The organism is Nostoc favosum CHAB5714 (assembly GCF_020829495.1).
GTDB lineage: Bacteria > Cyanobacteriota > Cyanobacteriia > Cyanobacteriales > Nostocaceae > Nostoc > Nostoc favosum.
The window spans coordinates 12,415-30,161 of the sequence record NZ_JAIVFQ010000004.1 but is presented as its reverse complement, the minus strand read 5'-3'; the positions used below and the strand labels follow the sequence as shown (position 1 = coordinate 30,161).

The 17,747-nt window shown below is 40.4% G+C and carries 17 protein-coding genes; 5 read left to right on the top strand and 12 right to left on the bottom strand.

The window, feature by feature from the left end; all coding sequences use genetic code 11:
* Positions 1-55: 55 nt before the first annotated feature.
* Both LC586_RS04385 and LC586_RS04380 read left to right on the top strand, forming a co-directional pair.
* Positions 56-232 (top strand): hypothetical protein, encoded by a 177-nt coding sequence (locus LC586_RS04385; RefSeq protein WP_229483289.1) that lies wholly within the window; start codon positions 56-58, stop codon positions 230-232.
* 355 nt (positions 233-587) lie between these two features.
* Positions 588-986 carry a hypothetical protein gene (locus LC586_RS04380; protein WP_229483287.1) on the top strand — a complete coding sequence of 133 codons (399 nt, stop codon included), beginning with the start codon at positions 588-590 and terminating at the stop codon, positions 984-986.
* 214 nt (positions 987-1,200) lie between these two features.
* Here LC586_RS04380 and LC586_RS04375 read toward each other — a convergent pair whose 3' ends face one another.
* From LC586_RS04375 to LC586_RS04365, 3 genes are all read right to left on the bottom strand, one after another.
* Positions 1,201-1,392, bottom strand: coding sequence for a hypothetical protein (locus LC586_RS04375; RefSeq protein ID WP_118167650.1), 192 nt, complete (start codon positions 1,390-1,392; stop codon positions 1,201-1,203).
* A gap of 1,021 nt (positions 1,393-2,413) precedes the next feature.
* Positions 2,414-3,958 carry a hypothetical protein gene (locus LC586_RS04370; RefSeq protein ID WP_229483285.1) on the bottom strand — a complete coding sequence of 515 codons (1,545 nt, stop codon included), beginning with the start codon at positions 3,956-3,958 and terminating at the stop codon, positions 2,414-2,416.
* Between the two features lie 111 nt (positions 3,959-4,069).
* Positions 4,070-4,672 carry a DUF3318 domain-containing protein gene (locus tag LC586_RS04365; RefSeq protein ID WP_229483283.1) on the bottom strand — a complete coding sequence of 201 codons (603 nt, stop codon included), beginning with the start codon at positions 4,670-4,672 and terminating at the stop codon, positions 4,070-4,072.
* Positions 4,673-4,933: 261 nt separating this feature from the next.
* Here LC586_RS04365 and LC586_RS04360 point away from each other — a divergent pair, with 261 nt between their 5' ends.
* Positions 4,934-5,194 carry a hypothetical protein gene (locus tag LC586_RS04360; protein WP_229483281.1) on the top strand — a complete coding sequence of 87 codons (261 nt, stop codon included), beginning with the start codon at positions 4,934-4,936 and terminating at the stop codon, positions 5,192-5,194.
* 104 nt (positions 5,195-5,298) lie between these two features.
* On the opposite strand, the gene LC586_RS04355 is transcribed toward LC586_RS04360, so the two are convergent.
* The 5 genes from LC586_RS04355 to LC586_RS04335 form a co-directional block, all read right to left on the bottom strand.
* Positions 5,299-6,972, bottom strand: coding sequence for an iron uptake porin (locus tag LC586_RS04355; protein ID WP_229483279.1), 1,674 nt, complete (start codon positions 6,970-6,972; stop codon positions 5,299-5,301).
* A 127-nt stretch (positions 6,973-7,099) separates the two neighbouring features.
* Positions 7,100-7,729 carry a Crp/Fnr family transcriptional regulator gene (locus LC586_RS04350; RefSeq protein ID WP_229483277.1) on the bottom strand — a complete coding sequence of 210 codons (630 nt, stop codon included), beginning with the start codon at positions 7,727-7,729 and terminating at the stop codon, positions 7,100-7,102.
* A 1,164-nt stretch (positions 7,730-8,893) separates the two neighbouring features.
* Entirely contained in the window at positions 8,894-9,562 is a 669-nt protein-coding gene (phoU, locus tag LC586_RS04345) for a phosphate signaling complex protein PhoU (protein WP_229483275.1), read from the bottom strand.
* Between the two features lie 26 nt (positions 9,563-9,588).
* Positions 9,589-10,905, bottom strand: coding sequence for a sensor histidine kinase (locus LC586_RS04340; protein ID WP_229483273.1), 1,317 nt, complete (start codon positions 10,903-10,905; stop codon positions 9,589-9,591).
* A gap of 52 nt (positions 10,906-10,957) precedes the next feature.
* Entirely contained in the window at positions 10,958-11,710 is a 753-nt protein-coding gene (locus LC586_RS04335; protein ID WP_229483272.1) for a winged helix-turn-helix domain-containing protein, read from the bottom strand.
* A 668-nt stretch (positions 11,711-12,378) separates the two neighbouring features.
* On the opposite strand from LC586_RS04335, the gene LC586_RS04330 reads away from it, so the two are divergent.
* Both LC586_RS04330 and LC586_RS04325 read left to right on the top strand, forming a co-directional pair.
* The gene (locus LC586_RS04330) at positions 12,379-13,362 is read left to right on the top strand and encodes a coiled-coil domain-containing protein (RefSeq protein WP_229483270.1); all 984 of its coding nucleotides are present in this window, start codon (positions 12,379-12,381) and stop codon (positions 13,360-13,362) included.
* 53 nt (positions 13,363-13,415) lie between these two features.
* Positions 13,416-14,495: a coiled-coil domain-containing protein gene (locus tag LC586_RS04325; protein WP_229483268.1), complete on the top strand. Its 1,080-nt coding sequence runs from the start codon at positions 13,416-13,418 to the stop codon at positions 14,493-14,495.
* Between the two features lie 663 nt (positions 14,496-15,158).
* Here the strand turns inward: LC586_RS04325 and LC586_RS04320 are convergent.
* From LC586_RS04320 to LC586_RS04305, 4 genes are all read right to left on the bottom strand, one after another.
* On the bottom strand, positions 15,159-15,809 hold the full coding sequence (locus LC586_RS04320) for a Uma2 family endonuclease (protein WP_229483267.1): 651 nt from the start codon (positions 15,807-15,809) through the stop codon (positions 15,159-15,161).
* A gap of 240 nt (positions 15,810-16,049) precedes the next feature.
* Complete coding sequence (hisA, locus tag LC586_RS04315) at positions 16,050-16,823, bottom strand: 1-(5-phosphoribosyl)-5-[(5-phosphoribosylamino)methylideneamino]imidazole-4-carboxamide isomerase (protein ID WP_229483265.1); 774 nt, start codon at positions 16,821-16,823, stop codon at positions 16,050-16,052.
* Between the two features lie 303 nt (positions 16,824-17,126).
* Positions 17,127-17,411, bottom strand: coding sequence for a DUF3593 domain-containing protein (locus tag LC586_RS04310; RefSeq protein WP_229483263.1), 285 nt, complete (start codon positions 17,409-17,411; stop codon positions 17,127-17,129).
* Complete coding sequence (locus LC586_RS04305) at positions 17,408-17,743, bottom strand: DUF2499 domain-containing protein (RefSeq protein ID WP_229483261.1); 336 nt, start codon at positions 17,741-17,743, stop codon at positions 17,408-17,410. Before LC586_RS04305 ends, LC586_RS04310 begins: the two co-directional genes overlap by 4 nt.
* Positions 17,744-17,747: the final 4 nt, after the last annotated feature.

The following is a 17,747-nucleotide window of genomic DNA, read 5'->3' as shown; positions in this document are numbered from 1 at the left end:
ACATTTTGGCAGTTTTTGACCCCTCTTTTTTCCAGCTTTGTGAGAAATCCGGAAATTGGGAATTTGGCAAGTCCGCTATCAAAATCTAGAATTATCCTGGTTGCGCTGGTGGAATAATCAGGGTAATTTGTTACAAACAGGATGGGAGCGATCGCAGCAAGCAGAAGCGCGATCGCAACGCTTGGCTGCTAAACTAAGAGAATTAAATATTAACCAAGACCAGTTAGTTTAGTGATTTTAGCAACTACCTTTAGATAGATAGGGTAAACAGTACGCGATTTCTCATCAGAAATCGCTTGCTAGTACTGAAAAAATCAAACTTTCATACCTAAAAATCTACATCGCATCTTTAGTTGATTTTGTCAATGTGTAATCTTTAGTATCACCTAATAAATCAGCAAGGCCTTCTCAAGGCTTAATCTATATTCATGCTTTCAGGTGATGCAGTTATGACTTTATAAATGCGATTATATATATGTCCTCAAACAATAGATAGTTGCTGTTGTCCAATTGAAAAAATATGATTTTCTCTGACTCCAGTAACTTTAGATTTATCCAATTGTTTGATGTTTTGAGAAGGTAACACAATGAATAATATCCTAAAACGCACACTTCTACCCAGCCTCATGGCTGCAAGTTTAGCTGGTGTCACATTAGTTCCCGCTAAACCGGCTGCTGCTGATGACCAAGTATTAAGAGATGCAGGTATTGGGGCTGTTACCAATGTCGTCACCGGAGCTATTAGGGGAAATGGTCGTGTATTAGACAATGCTGTTAAAGGTGGTGTCACTGGTGCAGCTGTCAATGGTGCAAATGGTTTGAGAAACACTCGCAATCGCCGTAACCGCAATATTACTCAAGATGTTGGAGTCGGTGCAGGCGCTAGCGCAGTAACTGGCGTAATTACAGGCGATAGCAGAGATACCCTTGGGAATGCTGTTGATGGTGCAGCTGTAGGTGCAGCAATCCATCTGCTAACCAAATAAATAATTCGTAAATTCATCACCTACAATACTTCCCAACTGCTAACGGGTTGCACTTGTAAAAACTACGAACTCATCCCTCTCCTAATTCCTCTCCTTTTTGGATGAGCAAACACAACCCCCTTTCCCTACTAGGGAAAGGGGGTTGGTGGGTTAGATTTATATTGGGATATATGCCACCATCAGGTTCAGATGACTTTAAACTTAATAGTAAACTCTAGCCCTTCAACGCCTTTCTAAAGTTTCGACGATAGGATTGATTTGTAATAAACAAAGCTGGCCATAGCAAAGATAAACCAATGCGATTGGTCAAAGTTGGATTAAAATTAGTCCGTCCAAACCCATTCCAAAACTTCCAAACGCCGCCTCCGTAAACTACTATCAAGGCAAAAATAATAAAGTTACCCATTCCTATCAACTCCGTTAGTAACTGACAGAATTTAAGTTAAGTTTTACCACATGAGGTAAGCACATCATAACCAACACCAAGAAGGTATGACTAAACTCCTTAGCCTCGAACATCTAAGTTAGTTAAACACACATTCTCTTAGAGGATGTTTGAAAAGTATTTTTGGTAACATCTAAGCCTTAGAAACCTAACCCCCCCAGCCCCCCTTCCCTACAAGGGAATGGGGGTTTCAAAGCCTCTCTCCGTTTCGGGGAGAGGAATGGAAGCGGGGTTTCTAGTATACTTTACGACTTTTCAAACATCCTGTTATTCCAGTGTAGATTAGCCTCACGCATCGCAGCTAGTTATCACTGGTGGTAAGCTAACTCAAAGGGCGTAAAAGCCTTATTTATGGGGTGTTTGGGCGATACATGTTGCTTGTATAACAATCAAGCCTTTAGTTTCTAAGACAGAACAGCACTTTAAAATGCAATACAGTTCAGTTAAGCAATTTTTCCTTCTCTTTCTTCTCTCTCTGTGTCCTCTGCGCCTAATAAGGTAGCCTGCGGCAAGCCGCTCCGCGTCTACGTAAAAAAAAACGACTTTGACAAAGAGTGCTAGCCTTAAGTGAACCGTATTGCTTTAAAATGCCTAAAAGAGTAAGATTAGTTTCTTAGAGGATGTTTGAAAAGTCCTCTTGTTGGTATCAAAAGTTCTAAATACCTCTAAATCCCCTGATAAATTGGGGGACTTTGATTCTGGTTCCCCCCTTTTTAAGGGGGGTTAGGGGGGATCTAAAAGTGCCTAAAATCACAGCCAACCACTTTTCAAACAACCTCTTAGTGTAGCTTTAATGAAATATCTTTTGCTATCGATTACTACTGGATAAACCAAGGATTCATAGCGATATATTCCGGTGTAAATGCTGATTGCTTCAGTACAAAAAAGTCTATCCTATATTTATGAATAAAATTTTGTACTTCTCTTTACCTCGAAAATGACTCCAATCTCCCTGAGAACTGCATAATTCGGCAGATTATCCTTATGGTTCATCTACCCAATAAAGATAATATCGTTCAGTATCCACCCAGCCTCTCTGAAAATCTTTGATTGGAACAATTTTCAAATCATTGTGGTTGACATTAAGTTTCCGATTTAAGATTAGCAAAATTTTCTTTTGCTCATCTTGATTTTTGAGTAGAGAATTAATTTGGCTTAATATCTCAGCTTGTTCGACATCTTTACGACCAGTTTTAAATAGGGTAAAGCTTCCCATTTTTTTAAGTTCAGGATAGTAAAACTTTCGATTGAGATAACCCGATAAAGGAGCCATATTTGCATCTCGACTGGCAACCATAAACTCATTAGATAACCCAGCTTTTTGAATATATTGAACTGTTTCCCGACTGGCAGAAAATGGGACAACTAAATCTCTTGAAAAACTATAAATACCTCCCAAAAACTGGACATAAAGAATTAGCATCAAAGCGATATGATGCCATTTATGAATAAATATAATTGAATTTGGACGAACAGAAAATTTATTGAGTATAACTAGAGACTCTTGATAATAACTTCCCAGCCATAAAGCCGCTATCAGAACTAAATAGAAATGTCCAAAATGCCGAGGCATACCTATAAATCTGAAGTATGTAAAGGCAAATATTACAGAATTACCTATAATGTAGAAAAACAATGTTACTGGCTTTTTAGATAATTTAATTAAGGTTAAAATTACAATTAATAAAGCAATTGTCGCACAAATAATTAAATCCAGCCATTTTTTATGTTGAGGAATAATTAATAAATAAGCACCAAATATTCTACTTATACTTCTCAATAAATGACGGATATCTAATTTTGTTAACCAACCATTATTTAACCCACCATGAAGATAACTATCTGTTGGAGGAGTAATAATATAAATGCATAAAATAAAAGAAAATGTGATAATTACAATACTTAAAAATAAGTCGTATTTTTGGCTTTGACTAAAATACTGCTGGCGATGTTCACTATCAAAACAAAATTCAGCTAGCAAAGTCAATGATAAAGAGAATGATACCAATAAACCATAAGCACTACTATTTGCTAGTAAACCCAATAAAATTGCCAAATAAGTATAAGTGATTTTTCTGGATGAAAAAACTGTACAGAATGCAAAAAAAAATAACATACTAAAGGCATAGTTTCGAGAAATTAAAAGATATTCATAAAAAGGAAAAAAACCAAAAGAAAAAAGAAACTTTTGTTGATAGCTAAAAGGACTATATAGGCAAAAAAGAGTAACCGAAACAACAGTAATTGCCAAATGAAAAATTTGCATAATAATCGGATTATCGACTATTCTTCTCAGAAGTTCCAGAGAAAAATACCATAGAAGAGGATGACCTTCATAACGAATATTTGCAATTAAATCCCCTAAAGATTCACTATCTCTGACAATGAGCCAGGGATTTAGTTCATCTCGCCACATGGAATGGTTGAGGATACCTATTAAACCAAGAAAAGAAAAAATAATGATAATAAACCAAGGAGAATGAAAAGGTAATCTCGAAGTATATTTGTTGATTTTTTTGTTTAGCATTGTTAGTTAAAAATCTTTCTAAAAATGCTATCACAATATGAGACAAAACTTATTCATCAAAATATTATCTTGATTCTTTAACTATTTAGACGAATAGATTCTTCCTGATTTCTACTTGTAACTTTCTGGCATACCTACTGCTGATAAACCTGCGATCGCTCGTAAGTTTTGGCAACGAATCAACTCGGTAAAATCTAAACTGGAACGCCCTTCAATTTTGGCTACCGCTTCAATTGCAGATAACAGGTGCTGCGCTGCTTCAGCTTCTGAATAACCACGCCGTTGTGCTATGCGAATTGCTGCTGCATCGGCATTTAACTCTGACTCTTGAGACTTATTAGTGCGCCAGATCCGAAAAGTGGCGATCGCACTTAATCCCCCGGCTACGGCTACACCCACTACATCTGACTGTGCTGCTTCTAATAATCCGCCTAACAGCCCCGCCAGTACTACGCCTTGATAAATGTTGGGTTTAAACCACTTCACCCCCGTCAACCAGCTAACCATCTGCAACAGCAGCAAGTCTCGTTGCGGCTTGGTCAGACGACGCCACAAATCGAAATTAATATATATCGGTCGCGCCTGATTCCAGGGTTGGGGAAAGGAGGCGTCAATCACTTTTGCCTGTTCTGGCTTACTAACGATTTTTGTCGTCATCCGACCAGAGGCAGGCATCACATCTAACAAACGACGAATTTCAACATTTGGCTCCATAAATTTAATTATTAGCCATAATGTGCATGGTAACTATTTTAGTTGTCATTCGTGTTAACCTTTGATTTGTGAGATGCGATCGCAGTCTTTCTAAATGGTTGTTCTATTGGTAAATGGCGAGAAAGTGAATAGATTCAGATCAAGCCATAAGAATATTGATTCAGCAGTTTGATAGTGTGGCGGGATTTTATAGTATCCGTTTGCCGCTAAATTCAAAACCTCAAAGTTTTGGATAACCATTGCTACTACACTTGTAACAACATGGACGCTTTTGCTACCCTCCCGCCTGAATGGACGAATAAGGCAATACATGCATACAATTTTTGCTGTCCTAATTGCCACTCAAGTAGCCGAGAAGCTGAAAAAGTTTGGCTAAATCGGCGATCGCCTGTACTTACAGAAGACCGTCGTCGCAAATGGCAAGAGTTTTACTACTGTCACTGTGGCTCTGTGTGGTGGGCTTGGAGTAGCGATCGCCCCCCAAAAGATATATCCAATCAGCCAGATTATAATCCTACATAGCTAATTTTCTTCCTAAACAAAACCCCACATTTACGTGGGGTTTTGTTCATCTAATTCTCAGCTTCATCGAAACACAATTCAGGAGTCAAATTTCATCACCAATTTTAGAAGCTGAAGGTAGTACGTAGAGTACCTACATAGATGGTATCGTTAGCGTCGTTATGCTCTGGATTGAAGATTACCAATACGCCAGGAGTTACCTGAATATTATCGGAAAGCTTGAACTTGTAAAGACCCTCTAAGTGATAAGATGTATCATCGTCTCGGTCAACATTGGTGGCGACATCTTTGATGCTACCACCAGTAACTTTGGGTGGTTGACCAAAGATAACACCTAAGACATTGCCTTCTCCACCAAAGTCTTTCAAAGCAAGTGATCCAGCCCAGTACCAAATATCTGCATCTGCATTAGCACCAGTCCTAGTATCAGCAGTTGTGTAACCTCCCCAACCACTAATAGCCAACGCAGAGCTAAGTTGGAAGGTAGCTTCTACACCGTAGTTGTTGGATTCAGTGCGAGTACCAGTCCCAAAGGGATTATTTGCAAAAGCGCTACCTGTACCTTGGAAGAGGCTGTTGGCAGCATTGCCAGCGAAGTAACTACGGGCGTAGGTTAAACCAATATTGAAGGCTTTGCTGGGTTGGAAAGATAACTGACCAAAGATGGTGTTATCACCATTCAACAGTCCATTATTAAGACCGGGATTATTAGCACCAAAGATACCACCAGTACCACTTGTAGGTGCTAAATAAGCACCAGTCAAACTGATAGGGCCGCCAGGATTGAAAGTAACAGTCAGACCAGCACCATTTTGACCTTGACGATAAATGGGGCTAAAACGTCCATAGCGAGAGAGCGCACCTCTACCAGAGCTAGCAAAATCAGGGTTGAAGGTGTTTACGTTTTCGTATAATTCACCACCACTAGCGTCAACCTTAACACGCACTGCATCAGTCAAGTTGAAAGCATAGTTGATTTTATCGATGCTAACGCTATTGTCTGTAGTACTTACGTCATAACCCAAGCGGGTCATGTTAGTACCTGTCGCACCCGTATTACCAGAAGTATTATTATTGAAGATATTCCCAGCATTTAACCGAATTTGCAACTGGTCTTTACCAGTGAAACTGCTATACAAGTTCAAACGAACGCGGTTAGAAAAAGTGGTATTGCTATCTAAGTCGGGGTTATTGTCAGGGTTAGTATCTGTATCAGCTCTTTGTTCACCAAAAGGCTGAGACACATTGAAAATAGCTTCCCCAACCAGCTTGGTAGTAGTAGAGAACTGATTAGCTTCCAACTCAGCAGTGCGGGCTTCTAGTCCATCCACGCGACCGCGCAGGGTTGCTAGTTCAGCAGAAAATTCTTCTTGTAAGCGCTGTAAAGTAGCCAGGTCTTGTTTACTGACCAAATCGGCAGTAGCTGTAGCAATCAGTTCGTTAACCCGGTCTAAACAGGAATTCAAACCTGCGGCAAATTCATAACGGGTCAAAGCACGGTTCCCACGATAAGTACTGTTGGGATAACCTGCAATACAGCCGTAGCGCTCAACTAGAGATTGTAAAGCTTGGAATGCCCAATCTGTGGGTTGCACATCCGAAAATTGCGAAACTGATGTTACCTGACCGATGTTGTTAGAATCTTGAGCTTCAGATAACTGGGCAACATTTGTTACCTGTTCGTTGACTTCAGCAGCTAAGGCGCTATTAGCAACAAAAAATGTAGCAGCTACAACAACCGGACTAACCTTACAAAGATTCCAGAATCGTTTTGTCATGTTATTACTCTCACTCACACCTAGATAATCCAGTCATGATAAAATGCTTAAAACACTTTACTTTCAGGAATTTTACACACAATCACAGTAATGATTATACATTTATACTGTGATAAATACAAGTCCTTTAATATAGTGCTGAACTATAATTTTGAATTAATTTATTTGGTAGCCGCAAAATAATGCGGCGTTTATGACGTAAAACTGTTCCTTCTTCCTCCAACTGTTGTAGGAGCCTGGTAACTGTTACTCGCGTGGTATTTAACACTTCAGCAATATCTTGATGGGTAACATTTAAATCAATTAGCTTACCCTTCTCTACATCACGTCCAAATTTTTCACTTAGCCACACTAAAAACTGCCATAAGCGTAGCGAAATTGGTTTTCTATGTACAATGCTTAGTAGATTTTCTGCCTGTTGAATATGAGACAACAAAGCATTAATATCTTGATACCACAAATGAGGTGGTACAATGCTTATTTCCACGCCTGTGAGACATTCAATCTGGTAGGGCTTGACCCTAGACAAAGGATAGCCAATCAGATCCCCTAGTCCCCAATAGCCGAGAGTGATGAATGTTCCATCTTCACTCCATGTTAAGGTACGAACTGCACCGTGTTCAATCCGCCAAAGTACATCATTTTGAAGTGGAATTACTTCCCTACGGGTAAATATCTGCTGGGGTAATTGTCCGCCCAAAACAGAGCTATTTAACAGGGCAGAAGAGTTTGAAGTAGGAGTTGGGGAATACATCATTAACCGTAACTACATAATTATCAGGGAATCTCGCTATTTACAACCATTAAGAAACTCTAATAATTTGTATCAAATTTTACCTATATAGTAGTTGAGAGTGTATTCTTCATTAGAGCTAGAGACTAACTCAAAATTTTTTTATAGAAACAACTTATACATTGAGCTATCAGTAAGATAGACCGGAATTTTTAAGTTGTTTATCTGTTACTTTAATTGTGCAAGTTTAAGAATAGGTAAGCTTTTAGTAAAATATTTAGTTAACTTACTTTTAAGTATTTAGTATTTTCTTAAGATCCAGGAAATACGTAGGCACAAATAATTATGAAGAGAGTAGGGTGTGTTACGGCTTTAGCCTAACGCACCCCTATGTAATATCATTTCACTTTATTTAATAATGATACAAATATGCTGGTAGCGGCATGGCATTGCCCATTGGTGTCAACTTAACGTGAAACCCTTGTCAAAACGTGATATTCAGTTCTATGGCTTCCCATCACGATCCGCGTTACCCCACCCTAACCCTCACGCCACTTGCTCCACTTGGGGAAACCCCAAGACCGCAGTGGCTCCCCGATGCATTGGAGAGGGAACTGGATTTTCTTGTTTCCCCCCAATATATCGGGGGGATTAAGGGGGGTAAAACGCCTGTGGGATAAGCATTTGAGCTTAATTTGACACCTAGGGGCATTGCCATGCCCCTACGAAAAATCTATATGTATCAGGGTTTTAATGAATTGGTATAACATGGTGCATTAGGTGCTCACATCATGTTTTTACTGACAAATCATATCGAAACATGCACCTAACACACCCTACAGTTTTATTCTTACTTTCTAAATGATCTCTTATATCATGTCCGCTTGATTACTTATTAAACCCGAAGAACCCCACCCCGACAATCGTCGCTTTGTCTCCCCTCCCCGCTCTTCGGGAGGGGCTGGGGGTGGGGTGCAATGACTATGGGAATCATAACTAATTATGCGGACATGATATTACAGGATTTCATCAATTCGTAGCGAATCAATTTTAATAAAGTCTGCGCTCCTGGAGCATTTAACTAATTCGCCACAGCTTTACCCAAAGCTAGCTGTACTAAGTCGCTTGAGTCGTCAGCCTTTATTTGTAGAGGTAGTGGCTAAAGCCTGTGGACTGATGAACCTTCAATTAAGAGCGTTGACCGGTGACAATATATGCTACCCTTTGACCGATATTAGTGGCATGATCTGCCATGCGTTCCAGACAACGAATTGCCAGTGCTAGCAGTACAATAGGCTCGACTACACCAGGTACATCGCGTTGTTGGGCTAAAGTCTGATAAACGCGATCATAGGCATCGTCTACAGTATCATCTAAGTGCTTTAAACGCCGTCCACCGGCTTCATCGAAATCTCCCAAAGCCTTCAAGCTAGTTGCTAGCATCGACTGCGCGTGAAGAGACATAGTTTCAATGTCGGGCATTGACGAATGAGGCGCGTAAGGAAAAATTTTAATTGCAATCTCAGCTAAATCCTCAGCATAATCGCCAATGCGCTCTAAGTCGCGCACCAGCTGCATAAAGGCACTCAAGCAGCGCAAATCTTGAGCTGTAGGCGCTTGCAGCGTCATAATCGCCGTACAGTCTGATTCGATTTGTCTATAAAAGCGATCGATCTTTTTATCTAATCGGGGAAGTTCCTCAGCTGCTGTTAAGTTACGAGCAAATAACGCTTGGTGGCTGAGGCGAAATGATTGTTCTACCAAAGCACCCATGCGTAAGACATCCCGTTCTAAGCGCCTAATGGCGCGTGCGAGTTCGGGTCTTTGAGGATTAGGACTATAATCAACAGCTTTCACACTTGTTATCTCAAACGTGAATATTATTAACTATAGTCTTGGCTTAAGGAGTTTGCCATAACTTCACAAAATTGGAGTTGCATCCACGCACCACCAGTTTCTGGATGGTTCATAGCTTTGATTGAACCACCGTGGGCGAGAATAATTTGCTCAACGATCGCTAATCCTAATCCATTGCCAACGATCGCCCCTATGGAGTTACCATCTTGTGGGGAATGGGTTCGCGCCTTATCTCCTCGATAAAATCGCTCAAAAACGTGGGGTAAATCTGCCTCAGAAAACCCGACTCCAGAATCAATAAGATTTATTTCCAGAATTGGAGAAGCAGCATCATTATCCTTTGTTGATAAGATTTTCGCTTCAACGTGAATACTTGTACTAGGAAGACTGTATTTAATGCTATTGTCTAGCAAGTTGAGAAAAACTTGGTAAATACGGGCTTGATCTGCCTTAATCCAAAGATTTTCTGGGCCAGAATAAGAAAGAGACAGATGTTGGCGCCCTGCCAAGGGTTCTAGTGTTTCCCAAACGGATGTAATTAGCGATCGCAATTCTACAGCTTTGGCTTGCAATTGCATGTTTGGGTTTGCTTCCATTTGGGTGAGGTCTAGCCAGCTTTGCACCAAGTTAATCAGCCGGTCAACTTCTTGCATTAGGCGGTTAACCCAGCGATTTAAAGGTGGTTCCAAGCGGGTTTGTAAAGTTTCCGCAACCAAGCGAATCGAGGTTAGCGGCGTTCTAAGTTCGTGTGCTAAATCAGAAAAATAGCGATCGCGTACTTGATTTATATCTAATAGGGGTTGACGATTTTCTAAAAAGACTCCCACTTGTCCATTGGGTAAAGGCAAGCTAGATGCCCGCAAAGCCAAAGATTTTATTGTTGCCATCTCTGCCGCATCATCACAAGATGGATGAAATATCCATTCTCCCGTCTGTGGTTTTTGCAAATCACGAGTTTGCTCAATTAAATGGTCAAGTTCATAAGACCTTACCAACTCCAGTAACAAGCGCACCTGTTCTGGTTGCCAGTGCAGATACAAAATTTCCTGCGCCTGTTGATTGCACCACAGCAGTTGATTTTCCTCATCCACCTGCAAATATCCCACTGGTGCAAAATCTAGCAGGTCTTGGTAAGTTTGCAATGACTGCTGCAAATCTTGCCGATTCTGCTTCACCATCGCTATTTCCTGCCGCAACCCAGGAATCAGCAACAGTCCCATCTTGTAAGAATGCGAGGTTAACGGTCGGAGTAAGTGCCTCAGGTAGCGGTTAAGCTGAACCTGTTGCCAAACCCAAAACCCAATGCCTACCGCTAAACCCAGAAAAAATCCCAATAAAAGCATTTAAGTTGTTAGTTTCTTGGTGACTACTAAAAACTAACAACATCCCAACTAATTATCCAAACCTATAGCCAAAACCTCGTACAGTCACAATATATTCGGGATGACTGGGGTCTTGCTCTAATTTTTCCCGCAACCACCGAATGTGAACGTCTACAGTTTTACTATCGCCAACGAAATCTGGCCCCCAAACCTGATCTAGCAATTGTTCGCGTGACCATACCCTGCGGGCGTAACTCATAAACAGTTCCAGCAAACGGAACTCTTTGGGGGAAAGATTCACCTCTAGACCACGAACTAGCACGCGGCATTCTTGGGGATTCAAGGTGATATCCTTAAATTTTAATACTGGTACTTGTGGTAAATTACTTAGGCGTTGGCGGCGGAGTAGAGCACGACAACGAGCCACTAACTCGCGCATACTAAAGGGTTTGGTCAGGTAGTCATCTGCTCCCACCTCTAACCCCAGCACGCGGTCAGTTTCACTACCTTTAGCACTCAGCATTAAAATTGGTACTGGGTTTCCTTGATGACGCAGCAAACGGCAAATATCTAGCCCATTGATTTGAGGCAGCATCAAATCAAGTATGAGCAAATCAAAGGGAAGTTCTCCTGAATTGGTTTCAAAACTTTTGAGATACTCTATAGCAGACCGCCCATCGGGTGCTGTTGTCACCCCATAACCTTCCTCTTCAAGGGCTACAGCTAGCATTTCCTGGATTAATTCTTCATCTTCTACTACTAGAATTCGGCTGGTTTGTCCAATGTCCGTTCTAGCAGAGTATTTGGTCGATTCAGTGGTATACATTGATATCACAAAAGTCTGGGACTGTGCTTGTATCAATTAGGATGATTAAATCTATTATCTAGCCTTACTGCAACCACGCTTCTACTAGGGTTGATTCTTTTAGATTTTCTTTACAAAAAGTAACATAAGCCACAGCACCCTGCTAAATCAAAAATCACTCTTAACAATAGGACAATAAGAAGCAGGCGATCGCAAAAGACATTTTCATCTTTTGTTGTGTGACGCAATTAGATGAAGGATTGTCTTGACAAGAGGAGATTAAGTTGGGTATATTTACTTTAGTACAAAAGTACTATGCGGTCTCAAAGGGAAAACTATAGCACTTTTCGTTTGTATGTAATACACTCCGGCCTCTCTCTAGGTTTGAATTTTACTCCCCTTCCAGCAACAAAAGTTTTTCCACTTCCCTCTCGTAAGAGGAGAGGGTTAGGGAGAGGTAGGTTACTATTGGACTCAACTGAGAAACCCTACATACCTGAAAAACATAAGGACATACATATATATATATATGTGGAAAATTCGTACTACCTAAGTGTCCTCTGCCGATCTTTCCGTGTTTACACTGCGTTAAAAATGTTGATTTTAAAGTTATTCTGATGTCTGCATAGGGTAGTCATTGGTATGGCTTGCTACCCAATAAATCATTGCCTATTGAAGGGAGTTGGAAAATGACTACAGTTGGAGTCAAGGACAGCAAACAACAACTAATGCAAGCATTTCAACAAATTATTATCCAAAGAAAAAAGCTGGAATCTAAAATAGCAACCAAACAAGAGGAAGCAGAAAAGGCAAAAAGTCAAGAAATTCTGCAAACAGCTTCTGCATATACGGTTGATAGTATTGTCAAAGGTTTAGCTGATTTACAATTGGAGTTTGGCAGTATTCTAAATGGATTATCTGAAAAACTAGCTCAGGAAAATTCCAAGTTAGATGAATTAAACCGAGCTATAGAAATTGAAACTCAACGCCTACTAGAGCTTCAACAAATCAGAGTTGTAGCGGATACTCTAGACATTTTAAGTCAAGAACACCAAGAAAAATTAAAAACCCTAGAACAAGATACTATCAGCAAAAGGGAAACACTAGAGAAAGAAATTACAATCAGGCGGAAAGAATGGCAAAAAGAGCAAGCAGAGTATGAAGAAAAGCTCCAAGTATATAATGATTTATTAGCCAAAGATCGCCAGCAAGAACAAGAAGAATCTCAGTATAAGTTAGAAACTACTCGTAAACTCAATACAGATAGCTACGAAGCGATAAAGCGCCAACAACAAAGGGAAATACAAGAAAATTCTCAAAATAAAGAGAAAAATTGGGCAGAACGAGAAAAGATATCGGCAGAACGTCAACCACTCTTTGCAGACTATGAACAAAAGGTAACTAAATTTCCTAACGAACTGGAAGAAGCCATTAAGAAAGCTAGGGAAGAAGCAATTAAAGAAACAAGCCAAAAAGCTAAAATTGAGGCTGATTTATTTGAAAAAGAATGGGAAGCTAATAAACAAAGTTATGAACAAAAAATTCAATTTTTGGAAGAAACAATTAAGAAACAGTCTGAACAAATAGAAGGTATTTCTGCTCAATTGCAAACTGCATTAAAACAAGCACAAGACTTAGCTATGAAGGCTTTTGGTAGTTCTAATCCTAAGTAGTTATTAGTCTGTAGCATCTTAATCATTTTGAATTCCTGAAGAGGAGGTTTGTTGTGGTGGTGAAAAAGCCGACTGATAAGAATACTAAAGTAGAAATTCTTCAGGCGTATGAGGAGTTAGCTAAAGAAAAAGCAGCGCTGAAATCGCAACTCGAACAAGTTGCAAAAGAAAACCAGTCTGGAACTCAAGAACAGCCTAAATTAGAACAAAAAACAGCTATGACTCAGCTTTCTAGTGTCCAACAGAAGATGAACAATACAATTGAAAGCTTGGCGAAGATTCAATTAGGTTTTGGCAGTGCTGCTAATGAATTATCAGAACAGCTAACCACAAAAGCTTCTAAGTTAGAAGAAATCAGGCGAACTTTAGAAGAAGAAATTCAACAATTAACACAACTGCACAATTTAGAAATTTCTGATGATATTTTGGATACTCTCATCCAAGCTTATGAAGATAATACTAAAGCTTATCAGGAAGAATATAGCCAGCGTTCTGAAGTGTTATTTCAAGAAATATTAGAGCAAAGGAATACTTGGGGAAAAGAACAAGAGGAACAGCAACGGGCGATAAAAGAACGGAATGAAAACTTGAATAAAACTCGCCAACGCGATGCGTCAGAGTATAAGTATAATTTAGAACTCCAGCGACAATTGCAAAGTGACGAATACGAACAAGAGCAGAAAGCGCTATATAAGCAACTGGAAGAATTACTACAAGAAACAGAAAAACAGTGGGCTGAACGAGAGAAAGCGATTTCTGAGAGAGAAAAACAATTTGAAGAATTAAAAGCAAAGGTAGAGGCTTTTCCGAAAGATAAAGAAGCAGCTATCAAAAAAGCTACAGAAGAAGGTAAAGGCATCGCCCAGTACCAAGCTAAAGTAAAATTAGATTTATATTCTAAAGAAGTGGAAGGGCAAAAGCGTTTCTATGAACAAAGACTGCAATCTCTAGAACAAACTATTACTAATCAAGAGACGCGGATTCAAAATCTTTCTAAACAACTTGAATCTGCCTTGAAACAAGTTCAAGATTTGGCAGTTAAAGCTATTGAAGGTACTTCAAATGTTAATTCATATCAGGCTATTAAAGAAATAGCTTTAGAGCAAGCAAAGACTCAAGCGAAAAACAAATAAGCTCATTTATTTTTGATGAGAATTGTAGAGACTTAAATTAAGTCTCTACAAGGAAGTATAGCGATTCTCGGTTGAGTAGGTACTGAACCCCACCCCCAACCCCCTCCCCGCTCTTCGAGAGGGGGCTATGATGTACACTTATATGATGCTTTTTATTCGGTTTTCTTTGGTTTTTTGATGTCTGACGGAGGCTGTGGTTTCTTCTTCTTTGTTCCGGTAACTTGTGTTTGCTTAAATGCTTGATTGGAATTTGGTTCTTGACTAGACATAATACTAAATTTTAAAATTTACTACTATATTATCTACATCACGGGTATTGTTGATTACAGAAATATATCACAGAAAATTTAAGTTTAACTAGAAAAAGTTAGTAAATAATGTTACATCTGTAGGAAGCTTCACTTTTAACGGAATAAATACAAATCTTAATATATGAGTCAGCGAGTTTAAGTGCAGGGCTATTTCATTCTCATATAGCCCGCCTCAAAATGAATTCACCAGTCTAATAGCGAAAGTCATCTACAGAGGACTGAGGAAAGGTTATAGTCCGTTAAAACGGACTTTAGCTATAAGAGAGAAACTTTAGTTCTGGGCGGTTTATGTCTAGAACGAAATAGCCCTAAGTTTAAGTGTATTGGGTGGGCAATTTAACCAAACTTGATATTACTGCGCTAATGCCTCACGCACCCACTGCCTAAATGCTCGTCGCGCTGTACTAGATCCTTCTGTGAGGCTGAATTGCAAAAACTGCAATATTCCTTCAATCACAGGCAAATTCCCAAATGTGGGGCTAGTTTCCATCTCAACGTATTCTGTTTGATTTAAGACAAATACTTGCAACTTGCCACCTCCGTAACACCAAAGTTCAGGTACACCCAACGCCACATAAGCACTAAGCTGGGTCTTTGAGGTAACATCGATTTCAATTGCTAAATCTGGTGGTGGATCAACTGACAAATCTAACCGTCGCTTGCCGATCATTTGGCGAGCATTTTGGATATAAAAACAGGTATCCGGTTCTACACCTGCTGCCATTTGCGATCGCTTAAATGTTGTCGAGCCGTAAGGTTCCCAGTCAAGCTCTAACTCATCCAGTACAATTTTAACCATGTCGCCGATTAATTCTTTGTCAACTTCATGTTCTGGTGAAGGCATCCGAATCTCTAACAGCCCTTGATAGTAAGCAACTCGTGAAGCGCGATGTTCTCCAAGTTCCTCTAGAACTGCTTCAAACTCTGCCCAACTGATCTCGCGCAATGTCAAGTACTGTCCCGGTTGAACGTCAATCTGGCGCAGTTGCAGTGTAACAACCATTTCATCCTCCGTACCGTTCACTCTTTAGCTAAAACAAATAGCCGGACTGGTTAAAATAATTCGTAATTCGTAATTCGTAATTCGTAATTAAGTTTTGCAACGGGGATTTATACCCCGCCACAAAACTTACCGCTTGTTAGAAGCTCTTTACTTAAACCCCCAGAATTTGTTAAGAGAGCCGCTACTGTACTCGGAGTACCAAGTACAGTGTGTGAAGTTTTCCACCAAAGACAGAAAATGTCAAGCAAAGGTAGAAAAATCTAGATTGGGGGGGATATCCTGAATCCGGCCAGGCCCGATCGCTCGCAACGCTTCTTTGAGTAAAATATCCCCAGTATACAAGGCACGTCCGACAATGACACCAGTCACGCCTTGAGGTTCTAACGCCAACAAACTCAACAAATCGGTGACAGAACTTACCCCGCCAGAAGCAATTATCGGGATGGAAATTACTGCTGCAAGTTCTCGCAAAGCTTCTAAATTGGGGCCGATAAGTGTACCATCTCGGTGGATATCTGTGTAAATTATGGCGGCTGCACCCAATTCTTGCATTTGTACAGCCAGTTGGGTTGCTAAAACTTCTGAGGTTTCTAACCAACCGCGAGTTGCTACGCGGCCATTACGAGCATCAATACCGATGATAATCTGTTCGGGAAATTCTTGGCAGAGTTCTTGCACTAGCTGGGGTTGTTCTACGGCGATGGTTCCAAGAATTGCCCACTGTATGCCTAGATTGAATACTTGTTGCACGCTGGTGCGATCGCGCAATCCTCCACCAATTTCAATCGGCACTGACACCGCTTGTGCGATCGCTTCAATTGCCCCCAGGTTTACTACTTTACCTGCTTTAGCACCATCTAAATCAACTATATGTAATCTGGTAGCACCTTGATCTACCCACTGTTTGGCAACATCAGCAGGATTTTCGCTAAAAACTTGTGAGCGATCGTAGTCTCCCTGATATAGTCGCACACAGCGACCTTCTAGTAAATCAATTGCTGGAATTACATCCATTTACTTCTTCCTCATTGCAATTAAAACCCTAGCTATAGCTGGGTTTATTATCTTTAGTTTTTCATTTTTAACATTTTTGAGGGGTCTAAGTCCCTCGCTTCTAAATCGCGACAAGTTTTGCGGTGGGGTTAAAATCCCCAGACGCTCTCGAAGAGACGCTAAAAGCGAACGCGGACTCGAAGAGAGCAACTCTTGGAGACGCACTCGCGTTCGCTAATGCAAAACAAAATTTACTGTCTTCGCAGCGGGGCGTTCGCGTTTAGCGTCTCGAAGAGAAGCCCATTACGAATTACGAATTACGAATTATTTTAATTGCCTTACAGCTTGCCCAAAACCCAGCACAAGCAAGATATTAGAAAGGGTCAAAAATACTTCTGCACCACCGTGCAACCAATCTACATTGGCCAAAGACTCGCCATAATGCAATTGAGCATAAATTCCGGCTGGGATGGTGATGGCAACAAAGACGAGAGTGCCGTAAAATCCATACAGCGCTAAACGCGGCATTTGCGGACTGCGGCTGAGAAACCACAAGAAACCCAAATAGGGAAACAGTGAAAGTGCAAACAGGGTTTCTTTAGAAATCATTGCTCTGATTTAATAGGTTTTGGTTCGACAGTGTTAGGAGACTTGGTAGAACGCCAAATCAAATACGCTGCTACCCAAAGCGTAAAATTACCAACTAAGGTCATGGTAGCTTGAAGCGTTACCAACCATTCTAGAGATTCGGCGTTGTCGAAATAATGCCAGGTACAAGCACACATCGCGCTGACTAAAGCTGGTAACATGGCAAGGGATAATCCCCACCAATTGCGATTACCAGTGAGTTCGCCGTAAGTCCAAATTAACCAAATGGCGACAATCCACTCAATAACGCTAGAAATATGAATAATCCAGGTGGGAATCGAAAGGGCGTGCATAAGA

Excerpts from the sequence above, each read along its gene's own strand:
- LC586_RS04380 (WP_229483287.1), top strand. The coding sequence starts at position 588 with ATGAATAATATCCTAAAACGCACACTTCTACCCAGCCTCATGGCTGCA.
- LC586_RS04375 (WP_118167650.1), bottom strand. The coding sequence starts at position 1,392 with ATGGGTAACTTTATTATTTTTGCCTTGATAGTAGTTTACGGAGGCGGC.
- LC586_RS04370 (WP_229483285.1), bottom strand. The coding sequence starts at position 3,958 with ATGCTAAACAAAAAAATCAACAAATATACTTCGAGATTACCTTTTCAT.
- LC586_RS04365 (WP_229483283.1), bottom strand. The coding sequence starts at position 4,672 with ATGGAGCCAAATGTTGAAATTCGTCGTTTGTTAGATGTGATGCCTGCC.
- LC586_RS04360 (WP_229483281.1), top strand. The coding sequence starts at position 4,934 with ATGGACGCTTTTGCTACCCTCCCGCCTGAATGGACGAATAAGGCAATA.
- LC586_RS04355 (WP_229483279.1), bottom strand. The coding sequence starts at position 6,972 with ATGACAAAACGATTCTGGAATCTTTGTAAGGTTAGTCCGGTTGTTGTA.
- LC586_RS04350 (WP_229483277.1), bottom strand. The coding sequence starts at position 7,729 with ATGATGTATTCCCCAACTCCTACTTCAAACTCTTCTGCCCTGTTAAAT.
- LC586_RS04340 (WP_229483273.1), bottom strand. The coding sequence starts at position 10,905 with ATGCTTTTATTGGGATTTTTTCTGGGTTTAGCGGTAGGCATTGGGTTT.
- LC586_RS04335 (WP_229483272.1), bottom strand. The coding sequence starts at position 11,710 with ATGTATACCACTGAATCGACCAAATACTCTGCTAGAACGGACATTGGA.
- LC586_RS04330 (WP_229483270.1), top strand. The coding sequence starts at position 12,379 with ATGACTACAGTTGGAGTCAAGGACAGCAAACAACAACTAATGCAAGCA.
- LC586_RS04320 (WP_229483267.1), bottom strand. The coding sequence starts at position 15,809 with ATGGTTGTTACACTGCAACTGCGCCAGATTGACGTTCAACCGGGACAG.
- hisA (WP_229483265.1), bottom strand. The coding sequence starts at position 16,823 with ATGGATGTAATTCCAGCAATTGATTTACTAGAAGGTCGCTGTGTGCGA.
- LC586_RS04310 (WP_229483263.1), bottom strand. The coding sequence starts at position 17,411 with ATGATTTCTAAAGAAACCCTGTTTGCACTTTCACTGTTTCCCTATTTG.
- LC586_RS04305 (WP_229483261.1), bottom strand. The coding sequence starts at position 17,743 with ATGCACGCCCTTTCGATTCCCACCTGGATTATTCATATTTCTAGCGTT.